Consider the following 24,926-nt stretch of genomic DNA (forward strand, 5'->3'; position numbering starts at 1 on the left):
TTCACGCTGACTATTTTCGGTCGTCTTCTCGGTTCAGAAACCTTCATTCACATGATTATGTTGCCGCTCTATAAACGTGCACAGCACCTTGTATTCATCACGGTGGCTGTATTTATCTTAATGCTGTCGTGCCAGTCGTTGGCGGTTGCCCGCGCGTCGTCAAACAGCGATCTGCCGTCGAAAGCGGATGTGCAAAGCCAACTGGATACGCTCAATAAGCAAAAAGACCTCTCCGCGCAGGATAAATTAATTCAGCAGGATCTCGTCGAGACCATTGCAACACTTGAGAAAATCGATCGGGTAAAAGACGAGACGACCCAGCTTCGTCAGCGCGTGGCGCAGGCACCGGAAAAAATGCGTCAGGCGACAGAGGCGCTGAGTGCGCTCAGCGATGTGGATAATGATGATGAAACGCGTAAAACGCTCAGTACACTTTCATTACGCCAGTTAGAACTTCGCGTGGCGCAGGTACTGGATGATTTGCAGAACGCGCAAAACGATCTCGCCACCTATAACAGCCAGTTGGTCTCCCTGCAAACGCAGCCCGAACGCGTACAGAATGCGATGTACACCGCGTCTCAGCAACTTCAGCAGATCCGTAACCGACTGGATGGCACCAATGTGGGCGATGCAGCATTGCGACCGACGCAGCAGGTGCTTTTACAGACGCAGCAGGCGTTACTCAATGCCCAGATCGATCAACAACGTAAAAGTCTGGAAGGCAATACGGTGTTGCAGGACACTCTGCAAAAGCAGCGTGACTATGTCACTGCAAACAGCAACCGGCTTGAACATCAGATGCAGTTGTTGCAGGAAGCGGTCAACAGCAAGCGTCTGACCTTAACGGAAAAAACGGCGCAGGAGGCCATTTCCCCGGATGAAACCGCGCGGATCCAGGCCAATCCACTGGTGAAGCAAGAACTGGAAATTAACCACCAGCTCAGCCAGCGCCTAATCACCGCGACGGAAAATGGCAACTCGCTGATGCAGCAAAACATCAAAGTCAAAAACTGGCTGGACCGTGCGCTGCAATCCGAACGCAATATCAAAGAACAAATCGCAGTGCTGAAAGGCAGCCTGCTGCTGTCGCGTATTCTCTATCAGCAGCAGCAAACGCTGCCGTCGGCGGATGAACTCTCGGACATGACCAACCGCATTGCCGACCTGCGTCTGGAACAGTTCGAAATCAACCAGCAGCGTGACGCGTTATTCCAGAACGATGCGTTCGTGGCCAAACTGGAAGAAGGCCACAGCAACGAAGTGAATGACGAAGTGCATGACGCTCTGTTACAGGTTGTCGATATGCGCCGTGAACTGCTGGACCAGCTTAATAAGCAGTTGGGTAATCAGCTCATGATGGCCATTAACCTGCAAATTAATCAGCAGCAGTTAATGAGCGTCTCGAAAAGCCTGAAAGAGATCCTGACCCAACAAATCTTCTGGGTGAACAGTAACCGTCCTATGGACTGGGACTGGATAAAAGCCTTCCCGCAGTCGCTGAGAGATCAGTTCAAGGCGATGAAAATCACGGTGAACTGGGAAAAGGCGTGGCCGGCGGTGTTTATCGCTTTCCTGGCCGGGCTGCCGCTGCTGCTGATCGCCGGACTGATTCGCTGGCGTCTGAAATGGCTTAAAGCGTATCAACAAAAGCTCGCCGCCGCGGTGGGATCGCTGCGCAATGACAGTCAGTTAAACACGCCGAAAGCGATTCTGATCGATCTGATCCGCGCCTTGCCGGTGTGCCTTCTGATTTTGGCGGTCGGCCTGATTTTGCTGACCATGCAACTGAACATCAGTGACCTGTTGTGGGCATTCAGTAAAAAGCTGGCAATCTTCTGGCTGGTTTTCGGGTTGTGCTGGAAAGTCCTCGAAAAAGACGGGGTGGCGATTCGCCATTTCGGTATGCCTGCGCAACTGACCAGCCACTGGCGTCGCCAGATTGTGCGCATCAGCCTGGCGTTACTGCCGTTGCACTTCTGGTCGGTCGTGGCCGAGCTTTCTCCTTTGCATCTGATGGACGATGTGCTGGGGCAGGCGATGATTTTCCTCAACCTGTTGCTGATCGCTTTTCTGGTCTGGCCGATGTGCCGCGAGAGCTGGCGTGATAAAGAGTCGCATGGCCTGCGCCTGGTGACGATCACCATCCTGTCAATCATCCCGATTGCGCTGATGGTGCTGACGGCGACCGGCTACTTCTACACCACGCTGCGCCTTTCGGGCCGCTGGATTGAGACCGTTTATCTGGTCATCATCTGGAACCTGCTCTACCAGACGGTGCTGCGCGGTTTAAGCGTCGCGGCGCGGCGAATCGCCTGGCGTCGTGCGCTGGCGCGCCGGCAGAATCTGGTGAAAGAGGGGGCCGAAGGGGCGGAACCGCAGGAGGAACCGACCATCGCGCTGGAGCAGGTAAACCAGCAAACGCTGCGTATCACCATGCTGCTGATGGTTTCACTGTTTGCCGTGATGTTCTGGGCGATTTGGTCCGATCTGATCACCGTGTTCAGTTATCTCGACAGCATTACGCTCTGGCACTACAACGGTACCGAAGCGGGCGCGGCGGTAGTGAAAAGCGTGACGATGGGCAGTCTGCTGTTTGCCATTATCGCGTCGATGGTGGCATGGGCGCTGATCCGCAACTTACCGGGTCTGCTGGAAGTGCTGGTGTTGTCGCGCCTCAAAATGCGCCAGGGCGCGTCGTACGCTATCACCACGATCCTGAACTACATCATCATTGCCGTTGGGGCGATGACGGTTTTCGGCTCGCTCGGCGTGTCGTGGGATAAACTGCAATGGCTGGCGGCGGCGTTATCGGTCGGTCTCGGTTTCGGTTTGCAGGAGATCTTCGGTAACTTTGTCTCAGGTTTGATCATTTTATTCGAACGTCCGGTGCGGATTGGCGATACGGTGACGATCGGTACTTTTTCCGGTACCGTCAGCAAGATCCGTATCCGTGCGACCACCATTACTGATTTCGATCGCAAAGAGGTGATCATCCCGAACAAGGCGTTTGTGACCGAGCGCCTGATCAACTGGTCGCTGTCCGATACCACCACCCGTCTGGTGATTCGTATTGGCGTGGCGTACGGATCGGATCTGGATAAAGTGAAAAAAGTCCTGCTCCAGGCCGCGACGGAACATCCAAAAGTGATGCACGATCCTGAACCGGCGGTCTTCTTCACCACCTTCGGTGCCAGTACTCTTGATCACGAACTGCGTCTGTACGTGCGTGAACTGCGCGATCGTAGCCACACGGTGGATGAACTGAACCGGTCAATCGATCGCCTGTGTCGTGAAAACAACATTGATATCGCCTTTAACCAGCTTGAAGTGCATCTGCGCAACGAGAAGGGGGATGAGGTGACAGAAGTGAAACGTGAGATCAAAGGCGACGACCCGACGCCAGCGGTGTAAACAAACACTTGCCTGCCTGATGGCGCTGCTTGCGTCTTATCCGGCCTACAACGCAGGGTATTTTCCAATACCTGCTCAGATAATGTAGGCCTGATAAGCGCAGCGCCATCAGGCAAAACTCAATCCGGTGTGTCAGCAGTCTGAGCCACTTTTTTTTCATAGTCCCGTTTCACCATTTCCAGCGCTTTCAAAACGGTATCCGGGGCGACATTGTTTTCTTCCAGCAACACAATCAAATCGACGGCCAGTTTGACCTCATCCGGGGCGTTCTCAAGTGACATATATTCTCCAGGAACTAGCGGGTTAAATGCGCCAGAACGCGTTCAATTTTGTCCAGCGCCTTACGACAGCGCGCCAGACGACCTTCATAGATTTCCACTTCACGTTGCAGGCTTTGTTGTTCGTCCAGACGGGTGACCTGAGCCAGTCGCGCCTTGCGCTGCGCGGTCATTTCCTGCAGACGTCGCTCAAACTCCTGATGCTGAATGCGTTTACGCTGCCATTTCGCCAGACCCGGCGAGGCGCTGTCCCATTCTCTGAGCGATCCACTGGCGATTTCACGCGCGATAGCTTCCAGTTGCGACGCCAGATGTTCCGCCAGCCAGGCAACCTGAGGGAGTTGTTGTTTTTCCACCGCCTGGCGTAGTGCGCGAAGGTTCGTTCCGGCTTCATCCAGGCAAGCCTGCAACAGCGTGCTGCGGGTCTGAAAAAGATGGCGATCGAAGCGGGCGCTGAGCGTAGCATGCTGCGCCACCGGCGCACTACGTTGGCGCAGGAGGGCGAGCTGATCTTCCAGCTTTTGCAGCAGCATGGCGGTTTTCACTGTAACACTCCGATGAAAATGATAACTGTTATGCTAAAGTAGCGTTCTGGTTTGCGACATGCCTTTATTATGCAACGAATCCTTTTAATCATCACGGGTTGGCTGGCGGTTGTATTAGGGACTCTGGGCGTCGTGCTGCCTGTACTGCCGACGACACCGTTTATCCTGCTGGCTGCCTGGTGCTTTGCCCGCTCATCGCCGCGTTTCCATGACTGGTTACTCTACCGCTCGTGGTTTGGCAGCTATTTGCGCTTCTGGCAGAAATATAAGGCCATGCCGCCGGGCGTTAAGCCCCGCGCGATCGTGATGATCCTCATCACCTTCGCCGTATCGCTGTGGTTGACGCCGATGTGGTGGGTACGGATCCTGCTTCTGGTGATCCTGACGTGTTTGCTGATATTTATGTGGCGAATACCTGTGATTGACGAAAAACAACAAAAGCACTGAAGCATAATAATCGCGGTTGCAATTGCGGGCAGTAGCCAGTAAATTCGACCGTTTTCGAGCACAGGCGCACTGGGTCAAATTAATGCAGCCAATAAAGAGGCCGTTTGAAGGATGAAGTGTATAGTGCGCCGTGAAGTAACACCGTATTAATCAGGCACAAACTTATGACCGCAACTGCACAGCAGCTTGAGTTTCTCAAAAACAGCATTAAAAGCATTCAGGATTACCCGAAACCGGGCATTCTTTTCCGTGATGTCACCAGCTTACTGGAAGATCCGAAAGCTTACGCGCTCAGCATCGAATTGCTGGTTGAGCGTTACAAAAATGCAGGCATCACCAAAGTTGTCGGTACCGAAGCGCGCGGCTTTCTTTTTGGCGCGCCAGTCGCGCTGGGTCTGGGCGTTGGCTTTGTGCCGGTGCGTAAACCCGGCAAGCTGCCGCGTGAAACGATCGCTGAAAGCTACGAACTGGAATACGGCACCGATCAGCTGGAAATCCACGTTGATGCGATCCACGCCGGTGATAAGGTGCTGGTGGTTGACGATCTGCTGGCGACCGGCGGCACGATTGAAGCGACCGTGAAACTGATCCGTCGTCTGGGCGGCGAAGTGACCGATGCGGCGTTCATCATTAATCTGTTTGATATCGGCGGCGAACAGCGCCTGGAAAAGCAGGGCATTAACTGTTATAGCCTGGTTCCTTTTCCGGGGCACTGATTCAGGCTATCTTATTTGCCATTTTGGCCCCGGTCAGTGCTCTAAATCCTCACGTACTGTCAGTACGCTCCGGTTTTTGCGCGCTGTCCGTCACCAAACTGGCTGCAACGATGACGCCTGAATATCACCTCTCAACCTCGCTGAATGTGCGAGGTTGTGTTAGCATTCCCCCCTATGAATCCACCTTCCAGCGTTTCAGAGCCAGCCAATGAGTTATCAGGTTTTAGCCCGAAAATGGCGCCCACAAACCTTTGCTGACGTCGTCGGCCAGGAACATGTGCTGACCGCACTGGCGAACGGCTTGTCGTTAGGGCGTATTCACCATGCTTATCTTTTTTCCGGTACCCGCGGTGTCGGTAAAACATCTATTGCCCGTCTGCTGGCAAAGGGGCTGAATTGCGAAACTGGCATTACCGCCACGCCGTGTGGCGTGTGTGATAACTGCCGCGAAATCGAGCAGGGGCGGTTTGTCGATCTGATTGAGATCGATGCCGCGTCGCGCACCAAAGTTGAAGATACCCGGGATCTGTTGGATAACGTCCAGTACGCCCCGGCTCGCGGTCGATTCAAAGTTTATCTGATCGACGAAGTGCATATGCTCTCTCGTCACAGTTTTAACGCGCTGCTCAAAACGCTTGAGGAGCCGCCTTCGCACGTCAAATTCCTGCTGGCGACGACCGATCCGCAGAAACTGCCGGTGACCATTTTGTCCCGCTGCCTGCAGTTCCATCTTAAGGCGCTGGATGTCGACCAGATCCGCCATCAGCTCGAACACATTCTTGACGAAGAACACATTGCTCACGAGCCGCGTGCGCTGCAACTGCTTTCCCGTGCGGCCGACGGCAGCCTGCGTGATGCGTTGAGTCTGACCGACCAGGCGATTGCCAGCGGTGACGGCCAGGTTTCCACTCAGGCGGTGAGTGCGATGCTCGGCACGCTGGATGACGATCAGGCGCTGTCGCTGGTTGAAGCGGTGATTGCCGCTGACGGTGAACGGGTGATGTCGCTGGTCAACGAAGCCGCAGCGCGGGGCATCGAATGGGAAGCGTTACTGGTTGAAATGCTTGGTCTGCTGCACCGTATCGCGCTGGTTCAGCTTTCTCCCGCCGCGCTGGGCAGCGACATGGCGACGATCGAAGTGCGCATGCGTGAGCTGGCGCGCACCGTGCCGCCAACGGATGTTCAGCTTTATTACCAGACGCTGTTGATAGGCCGTAAAGAACTGCCGTATGCGCCCGACAGACGGATGGGCGTTGAAATGACCTTACTGCGGGCGCTGGCGTTTCATCCACGCATGCCGCTACCGGAACCCGAGGTTTCGCGACAATCTTTTGCTCCTGTCGCACCCACCGCGGTAATGACGCCGACGCAGGTGCCGCAACAGTCTGCGCCTGCGCATCAGGTTTCCGCCGTGCCATTGCCGGAATCCACCAGTCAGGTGCTGGCGGCGCGCAGCCAACTACAACGCGCGCAGGGAGCAACCAAAGCAAAAAAGAGTGAACCGGCAGCCGCACCCCGCGCGCGGCCGGTGAATAACGCTGCGCTGGAAAGACTGGCTTCGGTATCAGAACGCGTGCAGGCTCGTCCTGCGCCGTCTGCGCTCGAACAGGCTCCGGCGAAGAAAGAAGCCTATCGCTGGAAGGCGACCACGCCGGTTGCTGAAGTGAAAGAGGTGGTGGCGACGCCGAAGGCGCTGAAGAAAGCGCTGGAGCATGAGAAAACGCCGGAACTGGCCGCAAAGCTTGCCGCAGAGGCGATTGAACGCGATCCGTGGGCGGCGCAGGTCAGCCAGCTCTCGCTGCCAAAACTGGTTGAACAGGTCGCGCTCAACGCCTGGAAAGAAGAGAACGGCAATGCGGTCTGTCTGCATTTGCGTTCCAGCCAGCGTCACCTGAATTCCAGCGGCGCACAGCAAAAGCTGGCGGAAGCACTGAGTCAGCTTGCGGGATCAACGGTTGAACTGACCATCGTAGAAGATGATAATCCGGCGGTGCGAACGCCGCTGGAGTGGCGTCAGGCGATTTATGAAGAGAAACTTGCGCAGGCGCGTGAGTCGATAGTTGCGGATAACAACATCCAGACCCTGCGTCGCTTTTTTGATGCGGATCTGGATGAAGAGAGTATTCGTCCCATTTGATCGTAAGCGACGCTTATGGTTGTCATCCCTTAACGTGATTGAGAGAGAAGCCTATGTTTGGTAAAGGCGGTCTGGGTAACCTGATGAAGCAGGCCCAGCAGATGCAAGAAAAAATGCAGCAGATGCAGGAAGAAATCGCGAAGCTGGAAGTGACCGGTGAATCCGGCGCGGGTCTGGTGAAAGTGACCATCAACGGTGCGCATAACTGCCGTCGTGTGGAGATCGACCCAAGCCTGCTCGAAGATGATAAAGAGATGCTGGAAGATCTGGTCGCTGCTGCGTTTAACGATGCTGCCCGTCGCATTGAAGAGACCCAGAAAGAAAAAATGGCCTCTGTCTCCTCCGGTATGCAACTGCCGCCAGGCTTTAAGATGCCGTTCTGATGCAAACCAGCCCGCTGTTAACTCAGCTTATGGAAGCACTGCGCTGCCTGCCGGGCGTTGGCCCGAAGTCGGCGCAGCGCATGGCGTTTACGCTGCTACAGCGCGATCGCAGCGGCGGGATGCGCCTGGCGCAAGCGCTCACCCGGGCGATGTCGGAAATCGGCCATTGCGCCGATTGCCGCACCTTCACCGAGCAGGAGGTTTGCAATATCTGTACGAATCCGCGTCGTCAGGAAAACGGCCAGATTTGCGTGGTCGAGAGTCCCGCGGATATCTATGCGATTGAACAGACCGGGCAGTTTTCCGGGCGCTACTTTGTGCTGATGGGGCATTTGTCGCCGCTCGATGGAATCGGGCCGGATGATATCGGCCTCGACCGCCTTGAGCAGCGACTCTCCTGTGAGCAACTCAGTGAAGTGATCCTCGCGACCAACCCGACGGTTGAAGGGGAAGCTACCGCGAACTACATCGCTGAACTCTGCGCGCAGTATGGCGTTGACGCCAGCCGTATCGCCCACGGCGTGCCGGTCGGCGGTGAACTGGAGATGGTGGACGGCACCACGCTGTCGCATTCTCTGGCAGGACGTCACAAGATTAAATTCTGAACAAACGGAGGCTGCGCTCGCGGCCTCCGCTTGAAATCCCCCACGGTTGTCCCCATTTCACCCTCAACGTGTTTTTACCATTCAAAATGGCATTGTTGAGGTAGATCTACATGAAAGGACAAGAAACTCGTGGGTTTCAGTCAGAGGTAAAACAGCTTCTGCACCTGATGATCCATTCTCTGTATTCCAATAAAGAAATTTTCCTGCGTGAGCTTATCTCTAACGCCTCCGATGCGGCGGACAAGCTGCGTTTTCGCGCGCTGTCGAACCCGGACCTCTATGAAGGCGACGGTGAACTGCGTGTGCGGGTCTCCTTCGATAAAGATAAGCGTACGTTGACCATCGCCGATAACGGCGTGGGGATGAACCGTGATGACGTGATCGATCATCTGGGAACCATCGCGAAATCCGGCACCAAATCCTTCCTCGAATCCATGGGCTCCGATCAGGCGAAAGACAGCCAGTTGATTGGTCAGTTTGGCGTAGGCTTCTATTCGGCGTTTATCGTTGCGGATAAAGTGACCGTTCGCACCCGTGCGGCAGGCGACAAGCCGGAGAACGGCGTGTTCTGGGAATCAGCGGGCGAAGGTGAGTACACCGTCGCTGATATCACCAAAGACGATCGTGGCACCGAAATCACCCTGCATCTGCGTGAAGGGGAAGACGAGTTCCTTGATGACTGGCGCGTACGTTCCATCATCAGCAAATATTCCGACCATATCGCACTGCCGGTTGAGATTGAAAAGCAGGAAGAGAAAGACGGCGAAACCGTGGTTTCCTGGGAGAAAATCAACAAGGCGCAGGCGCTGTGGACGCGCAATAAGTCGGAAATTTCAGACGACGAATACAAGGAATTCTACAAGCATATCGCGCACGATTTTACCGATCCGCTGACCTGGAGCCACAACCGTGTGGAAGGGAAGCAGGAGTACACCAGTCTGCTGTACATCCCGTCTCAGGCGCCGTGGGACATGTGGAACCGCGATCACAAACATGGCCTGAAGCTGTACGTTCAGCGCGTCTTTATCATGGACGACGCCGAGCAGTTCATGCCGAACTATCTGCGCTTCGTGCGAGGACTTATTGACTCCAACGATCTGCCGCTGAACGTCTCTCGTGAGATCCTGCAGGACAGCACCGTCACCCGTAACCTGCGTAGCGCGCTGACTAAGCGTGTTCTGCAGATGCTGGAAAAACTGGCGAAGGACGACGCAGAAAAATACCAGACCTTCTGGAAACAGTTTGGCCTGGTGCTGAAAGAAGGGCCGGCGGAAGATCACGCTAACCAGGAAACCATCGCTAAACTGATGCGTTTCGCATCGACGCATACCGATTCTTCTGCACAGACCGTCTCTCTGGAAGAGTACGTCTCCCGCATGAAAGAAGGGCAGGAGAAGATTTACTACATTACCGCTGACAGCTATGCGGCGGCGAAGAGCAGCCCGCACCTGGAACTGCTGCGTAAGAAAGGCATCGAAGTGCTGCTGCTTTCCGATCGTATCGACGAGTGGATGATGAACTATCTGACCGAGTTCGACGGCAAGCCGTTCCAGTCCGTTGCCAAAGCAGACGAATCCATCGACAAGCTGGCGGATGACGTTGATGAAAGCGCAAAAGAAGCGGAAAAAGCGCTGACGCCGTTCGTTGAGCGCGTGAAAAATCTGCTGGGCGATCGGGTAAAAGAGGTGCGTCTGACGCATCGTCTGACCGATACGCCGGCGATTGTCACTACCGATGCGGACGAAATGAGCACCCAGATGGCGAAACTGTTTGCCGCGGCGGGCCAGGCTGTGCCGGACGTGAAATACATCTTTGAACTCAATCCGGATCACGTGCTGGTGAAACGCACGGCGGAGACGGAAGACGACGCGAAGTTCAGCGAGTGGGTTGAACTGCTGCTGGATCAGGCGCTGTTTGCTGAGCGCGGCACGCTGGAAGATCCGAACCAGTTTATCCGTCGTATGAACCAGCTGTTGGTTTCCTGATAGTCACAATGTAATGCCGGATGGCGCTAACGCTTATCCGGCCTACAACATCTCGTCGATCGTAGGCCGGATAAGGTGTTACACCGCCATCCGGCAATTTCTCTCCTTATTTTTAATTTTCCCGTCATTAACCGTTTCAGCGCAGAGCACCTTCCTTGAGACAAAGGCGTGATGGTGGTATCGTTTAGCGCTTTTTTAAAAATATCGACAACCTTTAAGGGGATTTTCGTAATGCGTATCATTCTGCTTGGCGCTCCGGGCGCGGGTAAAGGAACTCAGGCTCAGTTCATCATGGAGAAGTATGGTATTCCGCAAATCTCCACCGGTGATATGCTGCGTGCCGCCGTGAAATCTGGCTCCGAGCTGGGCAAACAAGCGAAAGACATCATGGACGCTGGCAAACTGGTGACGGATGAGCTGGTGATCGCGCTGGTGAAAGAGCGTATCGCGCAGGAAGATTGCCGTAACGGTTTTCTGTTAGATGGTTTCCCGCGCACGATTCCGCAGGCTGACGCCATGAAAGAAGCGGGTATCGTCGTGGATTATGTTCTTGAATTCGACGTACCGGATGAGCTGATCGTTGACCGTATCGTGGGTCGCCGCGTACACGCCGCCTCTGGTCGTGTCTACCACATCAAATTCAATCCGCCAAAAGTGGAAGGGAAAGACGATGTGACGGGCGAAGAGTTGACTACCCGTAAAGACGATCAGGAAGAAACCGTGCGTAAGCGTCTGGTGGAATACCATCAGATGACGGCGCCGCTGATTGGTTACTACCAGAAGGAAGCGGCAGCGGGCAACACCCAATACGCGAAAGTCGACGGGACTCAGGCCGTGGCAGACGTGCGCGCTGCGCTGGAAAAAATCCTCGGTTAAGTTTTTTGCGTAGTGAACCTTTTATCAGGCCTGCCATTATCGTGTAGGCCTGATAAGCGCAGCGCCATCAGGCTATAGGTGCCGGATGGCGGCGTAAACGCTTTATCCGGCCTACGGGCATCGTTAGCGGCATCAGGCAAATTCTCGTCTTACCTCTCACAGCAATTAGTTCTTCTTCCTCTCTTTTCCGCTACAATTATCAACAATTTGAATCGATAAGAGGCGGTAATGCGTCAGACGAAAACCGGTATCCTGCTGGCAAATCTTGGCACTCCCGATGCCCCCACTCCGGCGGCAGTAACACGCTATCTCCGGCAATTCTTAAGCGATAAACGCGTCGTCGATACGCCCCGAGTGCTGTGGTGGCCGCTGCTGCGCGGCGTGATTTTGCCGCTTCGCGCCCCGCGTGTGGCAAAACTGTATCAGTCTGTCTGGATGGAAGGCGGCTCGCCGCTGATGGTTTATAGCCGTCAGCAGCAGCAGGCGCTTGCCGCACGCTTACCGGACACGCCTGTCGCGTTGGGTATGAGTTACGGCTCGCCGTCGCTGGAAAGCGCGGTAGACGAATTGCTGGCAAACCACGTTGATCACATTGTCGTGCTGCCGCTGTACCCGCAATATTCCTGCTCAACGGTTGCTGCCGTCTGGGATGAACTGGCGCGTATCCTTAAACGCAAACGCCGTATTCCCGGCATTTCATTTATTCGTGATTATGCCGACGACCGCGCCTATATTGACGCGCTGGCGAACAGTGCACGCGCCTCATTTGCGAAACATGGCGAACCGGATTTGCTGCTGTTGTCCTATCATGGTATTCCCCAGCGTTTTGCTGATGAAGGCGACGACTATCCGCAGCGCTGTCGCGATACCACCCGTGAGCTGGTTTCCGCGCTCGGTCTGCCGCCGGAAAAAGTAATGATGACCTTCCAGTCGCGCTTTGGCCGTGAGCCGTGGTTAACGCCCTATACTGATGAAACGCTCAAAATGTTGGGTGAGAAAGGGATGGGGCATATTCAGGTGATGTGCCCGGGTTTTGCGGCGGATTGTCTGGAGACGCTGGAAGAAATCGCGGTGCAGAATAAAGAGATCTTCCTCGAAGCGGGCGGCAAAAAGTATGAATATATTCCGGCGCTGAATGCCTCGCCGGAACATATCGATATGATGCTAAAACTTACGGAAGCGTACCGCTGATATTAGCGCAACTGCCTGGTAAAGAAGTCCGCGCCGTCGCGTAGCGCTTCATCGGCAGATTTCATCATGCGTGAGTAGTGCAGAAAGGCGTGCAGCGTGCCGGGATACATTTTGTATTCGCAGGGCTGCTGGTGCGCCTGAAGCGTCTGGAAGAGCAGACGGCTGTCGTCGATCAGCGGGTCAAACTCCGCGCCAGCGATAAAGCAGGGCGGCACGTCGCGCGTCAGGTCGTTGTTGAACAGGCAATAGTACGGCGACTCGCGATCGTCGGCATCTCGCAAATACATTTTTTCGTACATCTCCAAATCCTGGCGGCTGAGACCGTCCCACTCACCGCCCATCAGTCGACGACTCACCGAGTCCTGCAAGCCATACAGGCCGTACCACAACAGCACACCTGCCACTGTTCCACAGTGAATCTGCTTATCCCGCAACCACAGCGCGCTGGCGAGCGCCAGCAAGGCGCCAGCGGAATCGCCGGCAAAGCCAATTTGCGTCATGTTCAACTGATAGTCGTCCGCCTGCTGATAAAAGAACTGACAGGCAGCAATGATTTCTTCAAGAGCTTGCGGAAAGCGCGCTTCAGGCGAGAGCGAATAGTCGACGCCGATTACCGTACACTGGGTATAGCTTGCCAGCAGGCGCATGATGCGATCATGGGTATCCAGATTTCCGAGAATACAACCGCCACCGTGCAGGTAAAACAGCGTGGCATGGCTGTCCGGCGTTGGGCTATACAGGCGTGTTGTCACCTCTCCCCATGCCGTGGGGATGGCATATTCCCGCGTTGGCATTTTCGGTGCGTCCGCGTTCCAGAAACGGCGCTCAAGAATGTAGTGTTGGCGCATCGCTGGCACGTCATCCGCGGCAGGCCAGGGAGGCAAATCGTCCTGCCGGACATTCAGCACCGCGCGCATCTCGTCTGAAATACTCGCCAGTACGGGAAGTTTATTCTCTGGTTTCATAAAACGCTCCTTGTGAAATCGAACCATTGTAAAAGCTTTCGTCGTGGAAACTGCGATCCGTTCGTCCGTTATTGAAACTCTGTCGTCCTGAGGGGAATGTGCTACCATGCACCGCTCCGTTAGCCACCCGTAAAAACAGCCATGAAATTTCCCGGTAAACGCAAATCCAAACACTATTTTCCTGTCAATGCACGCGATCCGCTGTTGCAACAAATCCAGCCTGAAAACGAAACCAGCGCCGCCTGGGTGGTGGGGATCGATCAAACACTCGTGGATATTGAAGCGAAAGTCGATGACGCATTTGTGCAACGCTATGGACTGAGCGCCGGGCATTCACTGGTGATTGAGGATGATGTGGCGGAGGCGTTGTATCAGGAACTGGTGCGTGAAAATCTGATCACCCATCAGTTTGCCGGTGGCACCATTGGTAACACCATGCACAACTACTCCGTGCTGGCCGATGACCGTTCGGTGTTGCTGGGCGTGATGTGCAGCAACATCGAAATTGGTAGCTATGCCTACCGCTATCTGTGCAACACCTCCAGTCGGACCGACCTCAACTATCTGCAGGGCGTCGACGGGCCAATAGGCCGCTGCTTTACTCTGATAGGCGAATCCGGTGAGCGTACCTTCGCCATCAGCCCCGGGCACATGAATCAACTGCGCGCAGAAAGCATTCCGGAGGCGGTGATCGCCGGGGCATCGGCGCTGGTGCTGACCTCGTATCTGGTGCGCTGTAAGCCGGGCGAACCGATGCCGGAAGCCACCATGAAGGCTATTGAGTATGCGAAAAAACACAATGTGCCGGTGGTGCTGACGCTCGGAACCAAATTTGTCATCGCCGATAACCCACAGTGGTGGCAGGATTTCCTCAAAGAGAACGTTTCAATCCTGGCGATGAATGAAGAAGAGGCTGAAGCGCTGACCGGGGAAAACGATCCGCTGCTGGCGTCTGACAGAGCGCTGGACTGGGTTGATCTGGTGCTTTGTACCGCCGGACCGGTAGGGCTGTACATGGCGGGCTTTACCGAAGAGGAAGCCAAACGCAAAACCCAGCATCCGCTGCTGCCTGGTGCGATTGCTGAATTTAACCAGTATGAGTTCAGCCGCGCGATGCGCCATAAAGACTGTTGCAATCCACTACGCGTCTATTCTCATATCGCGCCGTATATGGGTGGCCCGGAAAAGATCATGAACACCAACGGCGCAGGCGATGGTGCGCTGGCGGCGCTTCTGCACGATATTACCGCCAACAGTTACCATCGCTCGAACGTGCCGAATTCCAGTAAGCATAAGTTCACCTGGCTGACCTATTCATCGCTCGCTCAGGTGTGTAAATATGCGAACCGTGTGAGTTATCAGGTGCTGAATCAGCACTCACCGCGGCTGACGCGTGGGTTGCCTGAGCGTGAAGATAGCCTCGAAGAGTCGTACTGGGATCGTTAAGTCCTCATGCCGGATGGCGGTGTAAACGCCTTACCCGGCCTACCGTTGCCGTTATCGGTGTCATCACGTAGGCCTGATAAGCGAAGCGCCATCAGGCAAAAATCCTCATGCTGGATGGCGGTGTAAACGCCTTATCCGGCCTACCGTTGCCGTTATCTGTGTCATTACGTAGGCCTGATAAGCGAAGCGCCATCAGGCAAAATCCTCATACCGGATGGCGGCGAAAACACCTTATCCGGCCTACCGTTGCCGTTATCTGTGTCATTATGTAGGCCTGATAAGCGAAGCGCCATCAGGCAAAAATCCTCATGCCGGATGGCGGCGTAAACGCCTTATCCGGCCTACCGTTGCCGTTATCGGTGTCATCACGTAGGCCTGATAAGCGAAGCGCCATCAGGCAAGAATCCTCATGCCGGATGGCGGCGAAAACGCCTTATCCGGTCTACCGTTGCCGTTATCGGTGTCATCACGTAGGCCTGATAAGCGAAGCGCCATCAGGCAAAAATCCTCATGCCGGATGGCGGCGTAAACGCCTTATCCGGCCTACAGACAGGACTCACCGTGCTGGGTAACGATGATCACCCCGTAACCACGTCACCCGCGGGAGGTGTTTCCAGCAGTTCCAGCATCGTTCGGGCGATTTCGCGCTCGCCCATCACGACCTGATTCGCTCCGCGTTCGGTAATGTATTCCACTTCATCGTCATAATGGGCACGGGCGATAATTTCAATATTCGGGCATTTTTCACGGGCAGAAGCGACAATTTCGCCAGCCTCATAGCCATTCGGGATCGTGAGGATTAGCCAGCGTGCGCACTCAAGATGTGCCAGAGTCATAATCTCTTCATTGGCGGCATTTCCCAGCACCGCGCGGATCCCGCGCTCGCGTAGCTCATCAACCCGGGTACGTGATGTTTCAATCACCACCAGTGGAATGCCCGCCTTCATCAGCTTCTCACCAAGCAAACTGCCGACGCGGCCAAAGCCGACCAGCAGCGCATGATTGCAGATATCCACCGGAATTTGCTTCTCTTCTTCGATAGCCTCTTCCAGCGTCTGCTCTTCCAGCGTCTCGGTTTTTGCCAGATATTTTTCCAGCAGCGCAAACAGCACCGGGTTGAGCATTATCGACAGGATCGCTCCTGCCAGCACCAGATTCTGCCCTTCCTGCGGCAGCAGGTTCAGCGCCATCCCCAGACCAGCGAGAATAAAGGCGAATTCACCAATCTGCGCCAGGCTGGCGGCGATGGTCAGCGCGGTACGCGGCGAGTGGCCAAACAGACGCACCAGGAAAAAGGCGGCGACCGACTTACCAAAGATAATGATGGCAAGCGTTGCCAGTACGGCCAGCGGTTGTTGGATCAGAATCAGCGGATCAAACAGCATACCGACGGAGACAAAGAACAGGACGGCAAACGCGTCGCGCAGCGGCAGGGTATCGTGGGCCGCGCGGTGACTCAGTTCTGATTCATTCAGCACCATACCGGCAAAGAACGCGCCCAGCGCGAAGGAAACATCAAACAGTTCAACGGCACCAAAAGCAATGCCCAGCGCCAGCGCCAGCACGGAAAGAGTAAACAGCTCGCGCGAGCCGGTTGCCGCGCTACGCGCCATAATCCACGGCACCAGACGGCGCCCCACCAACATCATGATAGCGATAAAGGCGATAACTTTACCGATGGTCATGCCCATGTCGACCGCCAGCGAGGCGAAGCCGACGTCACCTTTTTCCACCATTCCGGCAACGGCGGGTAGCAGCACCAGCGTCAGGACCATTACCAGATCTTCAACAATCAGCCAGCCGATGGCTATCTGCCCTCGCTGACTGTCGACAAGCTGCCGTTCCTCAAGCGCACGCAGCAGCACCACGGTACTGGCGGTTGAAAGACATAAACCAAAGACGATGCCGGTCATCAACGACCAACCCAGCACGGCGGAAAGCGCCATACCCAACAGCGTCGCCACGGCTATCTGGGCGATCGCGCCGGGAATGGCGATTGACTTTACCGCCATCAAATCCTTCAGTGAAAAGTGCAGACCGACACCGAACATCAGCAAAATAACGCCAAGTTCAGCGAGTTCCGGTGCCAGTTTAGTATCAGCGACAAAGCCTGGCGTAAAAGGACCAGCCAGAACGCCCGCTAACAGATATCCCACCAGAGGAGAAATACGCAGTTTGTTGGCAAGCATGCCGAGTATAAAAGCGAGCACAAGGCCGCCAACAATGGTGGTGATAAGCGGGGTGGCGTGATGCATTCCGTCTCCTTTGGTAGCTGATTTCCACGATTTCAGGTAATAGTTTATGACAATTTTGATTATTATGTTTATGAATAATTGTTGAATTTTGAATAAAACTGCAATTCGAGGCGAAAAAGGCACGGATCGGAAAACGTGTGGGCTGGAGAGAGAGCAAAGGCTTATGGCAGCAGGCTGTGAGGGCGGCTAAAGTTTAGCTTTAGCCGCAAGAAATTCAGGATTTATGCCGGTTATCAGGCAGGAATATGGTCAGTATCCCAAGAAGTGGCAGGAAAGCACAGATTTTATAGACTAACTCGATACTGGTATGGTCTGCGATCAGACCTAATACCGCTGCTCCCAGACCACCCATTCCGAAGGCGAAACCAAAAAACAGACCAGAAACCATGCCGATACGACCCGGGAGTAGCTCCTGTGCATACACCAGAATGGCGGAAAACGCAGAGGCGAGGATAAAACCAATGATCACCGTTAAAATGCCGGTCCAGTGCAGCGTGGCATAAGGCAAAACTAGCGTAAACGGCGCAACACCGAGGATAGAGCCCCAAATTACATATTTTCTGCCAATCTTATCGCCTAAAGGCCCGCCGATTACCGTTCCTGCCGCTACTGCAAACAGGAAGGCAAAGAGGTGAAACTGGGCGTTTTGTACCGATAATCCGAATTTTTGCATCAGATAAAAGGTGTAATAGCTGCTGATACTCGCCATATAGAAGTATTTGGAGAAAATCAGAATTAGCAGGACGCTGACGGCGAGGATCACCTTATTGCGCGGCAGTGGATTGATAACCGTTGCTTTTGGTTTTCCCTTGCTCATGCGCTGCTGCGCAGCATACCAGCGGCTGATCTGCGCCAGCACGACAATGGCCAGTAGCGCGGCGAGGACAAACCAGGCCACATTGCCTTTACCGTAAGGGGCGATAATCACCGCCGCCAGCAACGGGCCAAGGGAGCTGCCGAAGTTACCGCCTACCTGGAAGATGGACTGGGCAAGACCGTGACGTCCACCCGAGGCCATACGCGCCACGCGAGAGGATTCCGGGTGAAATACTGAAGAGCCGGTGCCGACCAACGCGGCGGCCAGCAGCACGGTGGCAAAACTGCCCGCCATTGCCAGCAGCACCAGACCGCTCAGCGTAAAGCACATGCCAATCGGCAGTGACCACGGCATTGGGTATTTGTCGGTCCAGTAGCCAACCACCGGCTGCAGCAGCGAAGAGGCCAACTGGAAGGTCAGGGTGATCATCCCTATCTGCATAAAGGTCAGTGAGAATTCGGACTGTAAGAGCGGATAGATCGCCAGAATTAACGACTGAATCATGTCATTAAGCAGGTGAGAAAGACTGATCGCGCCTAAAATGCCGAACGACGTACGGGCTTTAGCCACTGGCGCGGACGCACCAGGTGCTGGCTGGGTTTGTTCACTCATTGCCATAAAAAGTCACTTCTGTCTGATTTGCGATGTATGCGCTTTAGCCTTCACGCTACCCGGATGCAGCGTGAATACGGTTGCGCACAGGGGAATATCGTCATTGTGATTATTACCTGACTAACATACCTGCGGACACGGTTTGAAGGAAGTCTCAATTCTGAAAACTTATTCGACTATTATTTCAGATAATTGTAATTTCAGCCGAGTGAAGGAATCAGGGAGAGAAACATGAAATTTTTGAAACGGGGTGTGGCGCTGGCACTGTTCGCCGCATTCACGCTGGCAAGTCAGCCTGCTCAGGCTTACGAAAAAGATAAAACCTATAAAATCACCATTCTCCATACCAACGATCATCATGGCCATTTCTGGCGCAGCGAATACGGTGAGTACGGTCTGTCGGCACAAAAAACGCTGGTGGACGGGATTCGTCGGGAGGTGGCTGCCGAAGGCGGGAGCGTCCTGCTGCTGTCGGGCGGCGATATCAACACCGGCGTACCCGAATCGGATCTACAGGATGCTGAACCTGACTTTCGTGGGATGAACCTGATCGGTTATGACGCAATGGCGGTCGGCAACCACGAATTTGATAATCCGCTCACCGTGCTGCGCCAGCAGGAAAAATGGGCGAAGTTCCCGTTTCTCTCAGCCAACATCTACCAGAAAAGCACCGGCGAACGCCTGTTTAAACCCTGGGCGATTTTCAAACGCCAGGATTTGAAAATCGCGGTCATCGGTCTGACCACCGATGACACGGCGAAAATCGGCAACCCTGAATTTTTCACTGATATCGAATTCCGCAAGCCAGCGGAAGAGGCAAAGGTGGTCATTCAGGAACTGCAAATGAATGAAAAGCCCGACATCATGATTGCGACCACTCATATGGGCCATTATGACAACGGCAACCACGGTTCAAATGCGCCGGGCGATGTCGAAATGGCGCGGAGTCTGCCAGCGGGTGCGCTGGCGATGATTGTGGGTGGTCACTCACAGGACCCGGTGTGCATGGCTGCGGAAAACAAAAAGCAGGTCGATTACGTTCCCGGTACACCTTGCGCGCCGGACAAACAGAACGGCATCTGGATTGTTCAGGCTCACGAATGGGGGAAATACGTGGGCCGCGCGGACTTTGAGTTCCGCAACGGCGAGATGAAAATGGTCAACTACCAGCTCATTCCGGTAAACCTGAAGAAGAAAGTGACCTGGGAAGACGGGAAAAGTGAGCGCGTACTTTACACCCCGGAAATCGCTGAAAATGCGCAGATGCTCTCGCTGCTGTCACCGTTCCAGAATAAAGGTAAAGCCCAACTGGATGTGAAAATCGGTACGGTGAACGAACGTCTGGAGGGGGATCGCAGCAAAGTTCGTTTCGAACAAACCAATATGGGACACCTGATTCTGGCGGCGCAAATGGCGCGTACCGGTGCGGATTTCGGCGTCATGAGCGGCGGCGGCATTCGTGACTCGATTGACGGCGGGGATATCACCTATAAAAGCGTGCTGAAGGTTCAGCCGTTTGGCAACGTTGTCGTCTATGCCGATATGAACGGTCAGGACGTGACGGACTACCTGACCGCTGTAGCACAGATGAAACCGGACTCCGGCGCCTATCCGCAGTTTGCCAACGTCAGTTTTGTCGCGAAAGACGGTAAGCTCAACGCTCTGAAAATTAACGGCGAACCGGTTGACCCGGCGAAAACCTACCGTATGGCGACGCTCAGTTTTAACGCCACCGGCGGCGACGGCTATCCGCGCATTGATAACAAACCGGGGTACGTCAATACCGGTTTTATCGATGCGGAGGTGCTGAAGGAATACATCCAAAAAAACTCACCGCTGGATGCGAACGCGTATGCGCCGAAGGGGGAAGTCAGCTGGCAGTAACCAGGCGGAGTGCCGGATGGTGGTGCGGGCACCTTATCCGGCCGACAGGTCAGTACGGTTTCCAGGCCGGATAAGACGCGTTCGTCGCCATCCGGCACAAATACGCATTTAGTCCCGGCGGGCGATATCGGCGAATTTCGCGCCCAGAATAGTGGCCAAATCGCCTGCCGCCAGTTCAATGTCCAGTCCGCGTTTACCGCCAGAGATAAAAATGGTGTCAAACGTCCGGGCTGGCGCATCGATCAGCGTCGGCAACCGTTTTTTCTGCCCCAGCGGACTGATCCCACCGACCAGATAACCGGTTGTGCGTTGCGCAACCAGCGGATCGGCCATATCAACCTTTTTTGCGCCCAGCTCCCTGGCGACTTTTTTCAGATCCAGTTGCCCGGCTACGGGGGTGACCGCAACCGCCAGATGTTTCATATCGCCATTCACGGCAACCAGCAGCGTTTTGTACACCTGATCGGCATTTAACCCTAACTTGCGCACTACCTCATCACCGAAGTTGGTCTCGGCGGGGTCGTGGTCGTAGGTATGGATCCTGAACGAAATATTATTTTTTTCGAGTAATTTAACGGCGGGTGTCATAACTATTTTTCCTGGCTAAACCAAATGACAAGTCAAGCGTATCTCTGACGAAGGTTCGAAATATAGTACCATCTTGCGCAATTATGTTGGCAGGATGCAGAGTTTGAGCGACAATCGACATACACCGTCGCATTAAGCGACGGGATAATAATAATGATGAAATTCCTCTTTGACGGGCCAATAGAAATATTGGCCACTTTTTTTATCGCATCAGCTCCACTAAATTCCCTTCTCCATAAAGGTGCAGTGCACCGACGGCGACTACATAGCGCCCCGCCGGCAGCGCCGACAAACGTTCCCGCCAGGCGATATTGCGCTGATGCATCAGCACATCGTACAGCGACTGACTGAAGGTGTTCGGCAGAGTCAGGTGATTGTCGTACGGCGGGGAGTCAAGCCACCAGCTCATCATCTGTTGCAACAGACGGGCATTGGTATGCCAGTGCGTTAGCGTATCCTCCAGCAGCGCCAGGCCGTTATCCGGCAACTCACACAACAGTGCAATCTGGCTGGCAGCACCTTCCAGTTCAATCACCGGTTTTGCTGCCTTTTTAGCGGCCTGCAACAGTTGATAATCAATACCGTACTCCGGGCGTAACCCCAACTGCTGCGCCTGAGTCGCCTGTAATACCATTGCGATTTGCCACAGCGGTTGCGTAGAGAACAGGGAAGGAGAGATCCCCAGTTCATCGGTCGCGCTATACAGATTGCGCAACTGCGCCTCGCTGATGCGTTCTTCCAGCGCGGCAAATTCGGGTAGGTCGGCAAAAGGGCTGTCATTGCCGGAGACGTCGGCTTCAACAATTAACGCATCGGCGTTGTGAAGCTTTTTGAGCAGCCTGGCAGGAAGAGGGGACATGTCGCGGCTGCCCATATGAATGCTGCCAATCAGATGGAAATGGCGGTGGCCGGGCAATGAAACATCAATGGCGGGCCAGGCATAGCGATTGCCGGATAACCCAGCGAAGAACGTTTTTACCTGGTAAAACAGATCCATGCGGCCTCCCTAAGTCATTCCCCATGCTAGCGCGTGGTCCGGGAGTGCGCAATGTGTGAATTGCCGGATGGTGGCGCTAAAGCGCCTCATCCGGCCTTGCCGTTTCACATTCACGCAGTAGGCCGGATAAGCGTCAGCGCCATCCGGCATCGCTTACTCTTTCGGTTTAAAACGCAGCAGTCGGTTCGCGTTGCTCACCACGGTAATGGAGGAGAGCGCCATTGCCGCGCCAGCTACCACCGGGTTGAGCAGCGTTCCGGTGAACGGCCACAGGATGCCCGCCGCAACCGGGATCCCGATGCTGTTGTAAATAAACGCTCCGAGCAGGTTCTGCTTCATATTACGCAGCGTCGCGCGGGAGATGGACAGCGCATCCGCTACGCCCATCAGACTGTGACGCATTAGCGTGATCGCCGCGGTTTCAATCGCCACGTCGCTGCCACCGCCCATCGCAATCCCAACATCCGCCTGTGCCAGCGCGGGAGCGTCGTTGATGCCGTCACCGACCATCGCCACCTGGCGGCCCTGACTTTGCAGACGCTTAATGGCATCGGCCTTACCGTCCGGCAGAACGCCGGCAATGACCTCATCAATCCCCGCTTCTTTGGCGATCGCATTAGCGGTTGTGGGGTTATCACCGGTTAGCATCACCAGACGATAGCCAGCGCGGTGCAACCGCTGAAGGGCTGCCACGCTGTCGCTACGCAAAGGATCGCGCACGGCCAGCAGTGCCGCTGCTTTGCCATCAATTGCCAGTAGCACCGGTGTAGCGCCCTGAGAGGCCTGGGCAGACATCTCGGCTTCCAGTTCGCGGGTATCCACCTGCTGTTCGTTCAGCAGAGCCTGATTACCTAACAGCAGCGTGTGACCTTGCGCTTCGCCGCTAACGCCTAATCCCCGCAGAGTACGGAAACCATTAACCTGCGGCAGTGCCACGTCACCGGCTTTGTCGAGAATTGCCCGTGCCAGCGGGTGGCTGGAACCTTGCTCAAGCGCGGCGGCGAGGCGTAACGCCTGTGCCTCGTCGATATCGCCAACGGTCTTAACCGCCACCACCTGCGGTTTACCTTCGGTCAACGTCCCGGTTTTATCAAAGACGACCGTGTCGAGTGTGCTGGCGCGTTGCAGCGCATCGGCATCGCGTACCAGTACACCAAACTCTGCGGCACGTCCGACGCCGGAAATGATCGACATCGGTGTCGCCAGACCCAGCGCACACGGACAGGCAATAATCAGTACCGTGGTTGCAATCACCAGGGTATAGACAATTTGTGGAGCCGGGCCGAAGAAGTACCAGATGCCCGCGCTGATCAGCGCAATCACGACCACAACCGGAACAAACACCGCGGAAATTTTATCGGCCATCTGACCGATTTCCGGCTTACTGCTCTGCGCCTGGCGCACCATACGGATAATGCGCGACAGGGTAGTGTGGCTGCCTACCGCGCTGGCGCGGAACAGCACGCTGCCATCCTGCACGACGGTCCCGGCATGCACGCTGTCGCCTTCCCCTTTTTGTTGCGGGATAGGTTCACCGGTGAGCATTGCTTCATCAAGCCAGGCTTCACCCTGGGTGATTTCACCGTCAACCGGGACGCGGTCGCCGGTGGTCAGACGCAACAGCATACCTGGCTGAACCTCTGCCAGCGGTACGCTTTTTTCACCGTCTTCTGTCACCACTCGCGCCGTTGGCGGCGTGAGATCGAGTAATTTTTCCAGCGCCTTAGACGAACGCTGACGCGCGCGGGCTTCCAGCATGTGTCCGAGGTTAATCAGACCAATGATCATCGCGCTGGCTTCATAATAAAGATGACGCGCTTCCATCGGGAACCACTGCGGCCACAGGTTAACGCTCATTGAGTACAACCAGGCGACGCCGGTCCCCAACGCGACCAGGGTGTCCATGGTGGCAGTGCCATTCATCAGGCTTTTCCACGCGCTGCGGTAAAAATGTCCACCGGCAAACACCATCACGGCGAGCGTCGCCAGACCAATCGCCAGCCACAGACTGCGGTTGTCGGCGGTCACCATCATGTTATCGCCCATCATTCCCCAGACCATCACCGGCACACCCACCAGCAGGGCGACAATCGCCTGCCAGCGGAAACGTTTCATCGTGGCGATGGCGGTTTCCTGCTGACGCTCCCGGCGTTTGATATCATCTTCAATCGCCTCCGCGCCATAGCCGGCTTTTTCCACCGCCTGGACTAAATCGGCGGCGGACGCACTGCCCATCACCAGCGCAGTACGTTCCGCGAGGTTTACCCGTGCCTGTGTGACCCCCGGGACGCTTTGCAGCGCATTCTGTACCCGGGAAACACAGCTGGCGCAGCTCATGCCGCTTAGCAGCAGCTGTTGGCTCTCATCTTCAACCGTTGCTGCCGGAAGCTCAGGAGGGACCGCTGCCAGCGCTTCCGACGGGATTGATGACTCCGTCAGCGGTTTAGCCTTTGGGTGGCTTAACTCTGCGCCGTAACCGGCTTGTTTGATGGTGTCGATAAGCGCTTCGGCGCTGGCAGTACCGGTGACATGCGCTTCGGTAATGGTGACTTCTGCTTGTTCAACGTCCGGGCGCTGTTCAAGACTCTCTTTTACGCGTTTGACGCAGTGACCGCAGGACAGGCCGTCCAGAGTCAGGTCGATAGTTTGAGACATCACTCCACTCCTTTATAACAGGGATTAACTGACTGTGATAAAGGTTAAACCTTCCAGCAAGGGGAAGGTCAAGTGTTTAAATTGCTGATTGACAGGAATTTAAAATTAGCGTCCATACTTCGACAAAAGTGTC

The 24,926-nt window shown here is 55.1% G+C and carries 19 protein-coding genes and 1 other annotated feature; of the genes, 11 read left to right on the forward strand and 8 right to left on the reverse strand.

The annotated features are described in order from the left end of the window. The first annotated feature begins 51 nt into the window (after nt 1-51). Nucleotides 52-3,411 (forward strand): mechanosensitive channel MscK, encoded by a 3,360-nt coding sequence (gene mscK / locus QNN88_RS11835; RefSeq protein ID WP_414240392.1) that lies wholly within the window; start codon nt 52-54, stop codon nt 3,409-3,411. A gap of 119 nt (nt 3,412-3,530) precedes the next feature. On the opposite strand, the gene rsmS is transcribed toward mscK, so the two are convergent. Together rsmS and priC are read right to left on the reverse strand one after the other, a co-directional pair. Next, nucleotides 3,531-3,692, reverse strand: a complete 162-nt coding sequence (rsmS, locus tag QNN88_RS11840; RefSeq protein ID WP_414240393.1) for a pleiotropic regulatory protein RsmS — start codon at nt 3,690-3,692, stop codon at nt 3,531-3,533. 14 nt (nt 3,693-3,706) lie between these two features. After that, a complete protein-coding gene (priC, locus tag QNN88_RS11845; protein WP_414240394.1) occupies nt 3,707-4,234 on the reverse strand; it encodes a primosomal replication protein N'' in 528 nt (175 codons plus the stop codon). A 69-nt stretch (nt 4,235-4,303) separates the two neighbouring features. Between priC and QNN88_RS11850 the strand changes: the two genes are divergently transcribed. The 8 genes from QNN88_RS11850 (at nt 4,304) to hemH (ending at nt 12,574) form a co-directional block, all read left to right on the forward strand. Further along, nucleotides 4,304-4,681, forward strand: a complete 378-nt coding sequence (locus QNN88_RS11850) for a DUF454 family protein (protein WP_414240395.1) — start codon at nt 4,304-4,306, stop codon at nt 4,679-4,681. A 164-nt stretch (nt 4,682-4,845) separates the two neighbouring features. After that, on the forward strand, nt 4,846-5,397 hold the full coding sequence (gene apt, locus QNN88_RS11855) for an adenine phosphoribosyltransferase (RefSeq protein WP_414240396.1): 552 nt from the start codon (nt 4,846-4,848) through the stop codon (nt 5,395-5,397). A gap of 208 nt (nt 5,398-5,605) precedes the next feature. Beyond that, nucleotides 5,606-7,534 carry a DNA polymerase III subunit gamma/tau gene (gene dnaX, locus QNN88_RS11860; protein WP_414240397.1) on the forward strand — a complete coding sequence of 643 codons (1,929 nt, stop codon included), beginning with the start codon at nt 5,606-5,608 and terminating at the stop codon, nt 7,532-7,534. Continuing rightward, nucleotides 6,867-6,931 (forward strand) — a sequence feature (DnaX frameshifting element). It overlaps the preceding gene by 65 nt. A gap of 53 nt (nt 7,535-7,587) precedes the next feature. Further along, on the forward strand, nt 7,588-7,917 hold the full coding sequence (locus QNN88_RS11865) for a YbaB/EbfC family nucleoid-associated protein (RefSeq protein ID WP_001515903.1): 330 nt from the start codon (nt 7,588-7,590) through the stop codon (nt 7,915-7,917). Continuing rightward, nucleotides 7,917-8,522, forward strand: coding sequence for a recombination mediator RecR (gene recR / locus QNN88_RS11870; protein ID WP_414240398.1), 606 nt, complete (start codon nt 7,917-7,919; stop codon nt 8,520-8,522). Before QNN88_RS11865 ends, recR begins: the two co-directional genes overlap by 1 nt. A gap of 110 nt (nt 8,523-8,632) precedes the next feature. Continuing rightward, the gene (gene htpG, locus QNN88_RS11875) at nt 8,633-10,507 is read left to right on the forward strand and encodes a molecular chaperone HtpG (RefSeq protein ID WP_414240399.1); all 1,875 of its coding nucleotides are present in this window, start codon (nt 8,633-8,635) and stop codon (nt 10,505-10,507) included. Between the two features lie 231 nt (nt 10,508-10,738). Next, the gene (adk, locus tag QNN88_RS11880) at nt 10,739-11,383 is read left to right on the forward strand and encodes an adenylate kinase (protein ID WP_043001547.1); all 645 of its coding nucleotides are present in this window, start codon (nt 10,739-10,741) and stop codon (nt 11,381-11,383) included. A 228-nt stretch (nt 11,384-11,611) separates the two neighbouring features. After that, entirely contained in the window at nt 11,612-12,574 is a 963-nt protein-coding gene (hemH, locus tag QNN88_RS11885; RefSeq protein ID WP_414240400.1) for a ferrochelatase, read from the forward strand. A 2-nt stretch (nt 12,575-12,576) separates the two neighbouring features. Here the strand turns inward: hemH and aes are convergent, their stop codons facing one another. Next, nucleotides 12,577-13,539: an acetyl esterase gene (aes, locus tag QNN88_RS11890; RefSeq protein ID WP_414240401.1), complete on the reverse strand. Its 963-nt coding sequence runs from the start codon at nt 13,537-13,539 to the stop codon at nt 12,577-12,579. 141 nt (nt 13,540-13,680) lie between these two features. On the opposite strand from aes, the gene gsk reads away from it, so the two are divergent. Continuing rightward, nucleotides 13,681-14,985: an inosine/guanosine kinase gene (gene gsk / locus QNN88_RS11895; protein ID WP_414240402.1), complete on the forward strand. Its 1,305-nt coding sequence runs from the start codon at nt 13,681-13,683 to the stop codon at nt 14,983-14,985. 578 nt (nt 14,986-15,563) lie between these two features. Here gsk and ybaL read toward each other — a convergent pair. Next, nucleotides 15,564-17,240 (reverse strand): YbaL family putative K(+) efflux transporter, encoded by a 1,677-nt coding sequence (ybaL, locus tag QNN88_RS11900; RefSeq protein ID WP_414240403.1) that lies wholly within the window; start codon nt 17,238-17,240, stop codon nt 15,564-15,566. A gap of 214 nt (nt 17,241-17,454) precedes the next feature. Beyond that, the gene (gene fsr, locus QNN88_RS11905; RefSeq protein WP_414240404.1) at nt 17,455-18,675 is read right to left on the reverse strand and encodes a fosmidomycin MFS transporter; all 1,221 of its coding nucleotides are present in this window, start codon (nt 18,673-18,675) and stop codon (nt 17,455-17,457) included. Nucleotides 18,676-18,900: 225 nt separating this feature from the next. Here fsr and ushA point away from each other — a divergent pair, with 225 nt between their 5' ends. After that, the gene (ushA, locus tag QNN88_RS11910) at nt 18,901-20,553 is read left to right on the forward strand and encodes a bifunctional UDP-sugar hydrolase/5'-nucleotidase UshA (protein WP_414240405.1); all 1,653 of its coding nucleotides are present in this window, start codon (nt 18,901-18,903) and stop codon (nt 20,551-20,553) included. Nucleotides 20,554-20,661: 108 nt separating this feature from the next. Here the strand turns inward: ushA and ybaK are convergent, their stop codons facing one another. From ybaK to copA, 3 genes are all read right to left on the reverse strand, one after another. Further along, on the reverse strand, nt 20,662-21,141 hold the full coding sequence (gene ybaK, locus QNN88_RS11915) for a Cys-tRNA(Pro)/Cys-tRNA(Cys) deacylase YbaK (RefSeq protein ID WP_414240406.1): 480 nt from the start codon (nt 21,139-21,141) through the stop codon (nt 20,662-20,664). Nucleotides 21,142-21,343: 202 nt separating this feature from the next. After that, on the reverse strand, nt 21,344-22,138 hold the full coding sequence (locus tag QNN88_RS11920) for a TraB/GumN family protein (RefSeq protein ID WP_414240407.1): 795 nt from the start codon (nt 22,136-22,138) through the stop codon (nt 21,344-21,346). A 153-nt stretch (nt 22,139-22,291) separates the two neighbouring features. Next, nucleotides 22,292-24,793, reverse strand: a complete 2,502-nt coding sequence (gene copA, locus QNN88_RS11925) for a copper-exporting P-type ATPase CopA (RefSeq protein ID WP_414240408.1) — start codon at nt 24,791-24,793, stop codon at nt 22,292-22,294. Between the last annotated feature and the right edge of the window lie 133 nt (nt 24,794-24,926).

This window comes from Citrobacter sp. ANG330 (assembly GCF_047467925.1).
Lineage (GTDB): Bacteria > Pseudomonadota > Gammaproteobacteria > Enterobacterales > Enterobacteriaceae > Citrobacter_A > Citrobacter_A amalonaticus_G.

Bases quoted from the DNA above. Each gene is read 5' to 3' on its own strand.
- adk (WP_043001547.1), top strand. From the start codon at position 10,739: ATGCGTATCATTCTGCTTGGCGCTCCGGGCGCGGGTAAAGGAACTCAG.
- apt (WP_414240396.1), top strand. From the start codon at position 4,846: ATGACCGCAACTGCACAGCAGCTTGAGTTTCTCAAAAACAGCATTAAA.
- QNN88_RS11850 (WP_414240395.1), top strand. From the start codon at position 4,304: ATGCAACGAATCCTTTTAATCATCACGGGTTGGCTGGCGGTTGTATTA.
- htpG (WP_414240399.1), top strand. From the start codon at position 8,633: ATGAAAGGACAAGAAACTCGTGGGTTTCAGTCAGAGGTAAAACAGCTT.
- hemH (WP_414240400.1), top strand. From the start codon at position 11,612: ATGCGTCAGACGAAAACCGGTATCCTGCTGGCAAATCTTGGCACTCCC.
- ushA (WP_414240405.1), top strand. From the start codon at position 18,901: ATGAAATTTTTGAAACGGGGTGTGGCGCTGGCACTGTTCGCCGCATTC.
- mscK (WP_414240392.1), top strand. From the start codon at position 52: ATGATTATGTTGCCGCTCTATAAACGTGCACAGCACCTTGTATTCATC.
- copA (WP_414240408.1), bottom strand. From the start codon at position 24,793: ATGTCTCAAACTATCGACCTGACTCTGGACGGCCTGTCCTGCGGTCAC.
- QNN88_RS11865 (WP_001515903.1), top strand. From the start codon at position 7,588: ATGTTTGGTAAAGGCGGTCTGGGTAACCTGATGAAGCAGGCCCAGCAG.
- gsk (WP_414240402.1), top strand. From the start codon at position 13,681: ATGAAATTTCCCGGTAAACGCAAATCCAAACACTATTTTCCTGTCAAT.
- ybaK (WP_414240406.1), bottom strand. From the start codon at position 21,141: ATGACACCCGCCGTTAAATTACTCGAAAAAAATAATATTTCGTTCAGG.
- dnaX (WP_414240397.1), top strand. From the start codon at position 5,606: ATGAGTTATCAGGTTTTAGCCCGAAAATGGCGCCCACAAACCTTTGCT.
- QNN88_RS11920 (WP_414240407.1), bottom strand. From the start codon at position 22,138: ATGGATCTGTTTTACCAGGTAAAAACGTTCTTCGCTGGGTTATCCGGC.
- ybaL (WP_414240403.1), bottom strand. From the start codon at position 17,240: ATGCATCACGCCACCCCGCTTATCACCACCATTGTTGGCGGCCTTGTG.
- recR (WP_414240398.1), top strand. From the start codon at position 7,917: ATGCAAACCAGCCCGCTGTTAACTCAGCTTATGGAAGCACTGCGCTGC.
- aes (WP_414240401.1), bottom strand. From the start codon at position 13,539: ATGAAACCAGAGAATAAACTTCCCGTACTGGCGAGTATTTCAGACGAG.
- rsmS (WP_414240393.1), bottom strand. From the start codon at position 3,692: ATGTCACTTGAGAACGCCCCGGATGAGGTCAAACTGGCCGTCGATTTG.
- fsr (WP_414240404.1), bottom strand. From the start codon at position 18,675: ATGGCAATGAGTGAACAAACCCAGCCAGCACCTGGTGCGTCCGCGCCA.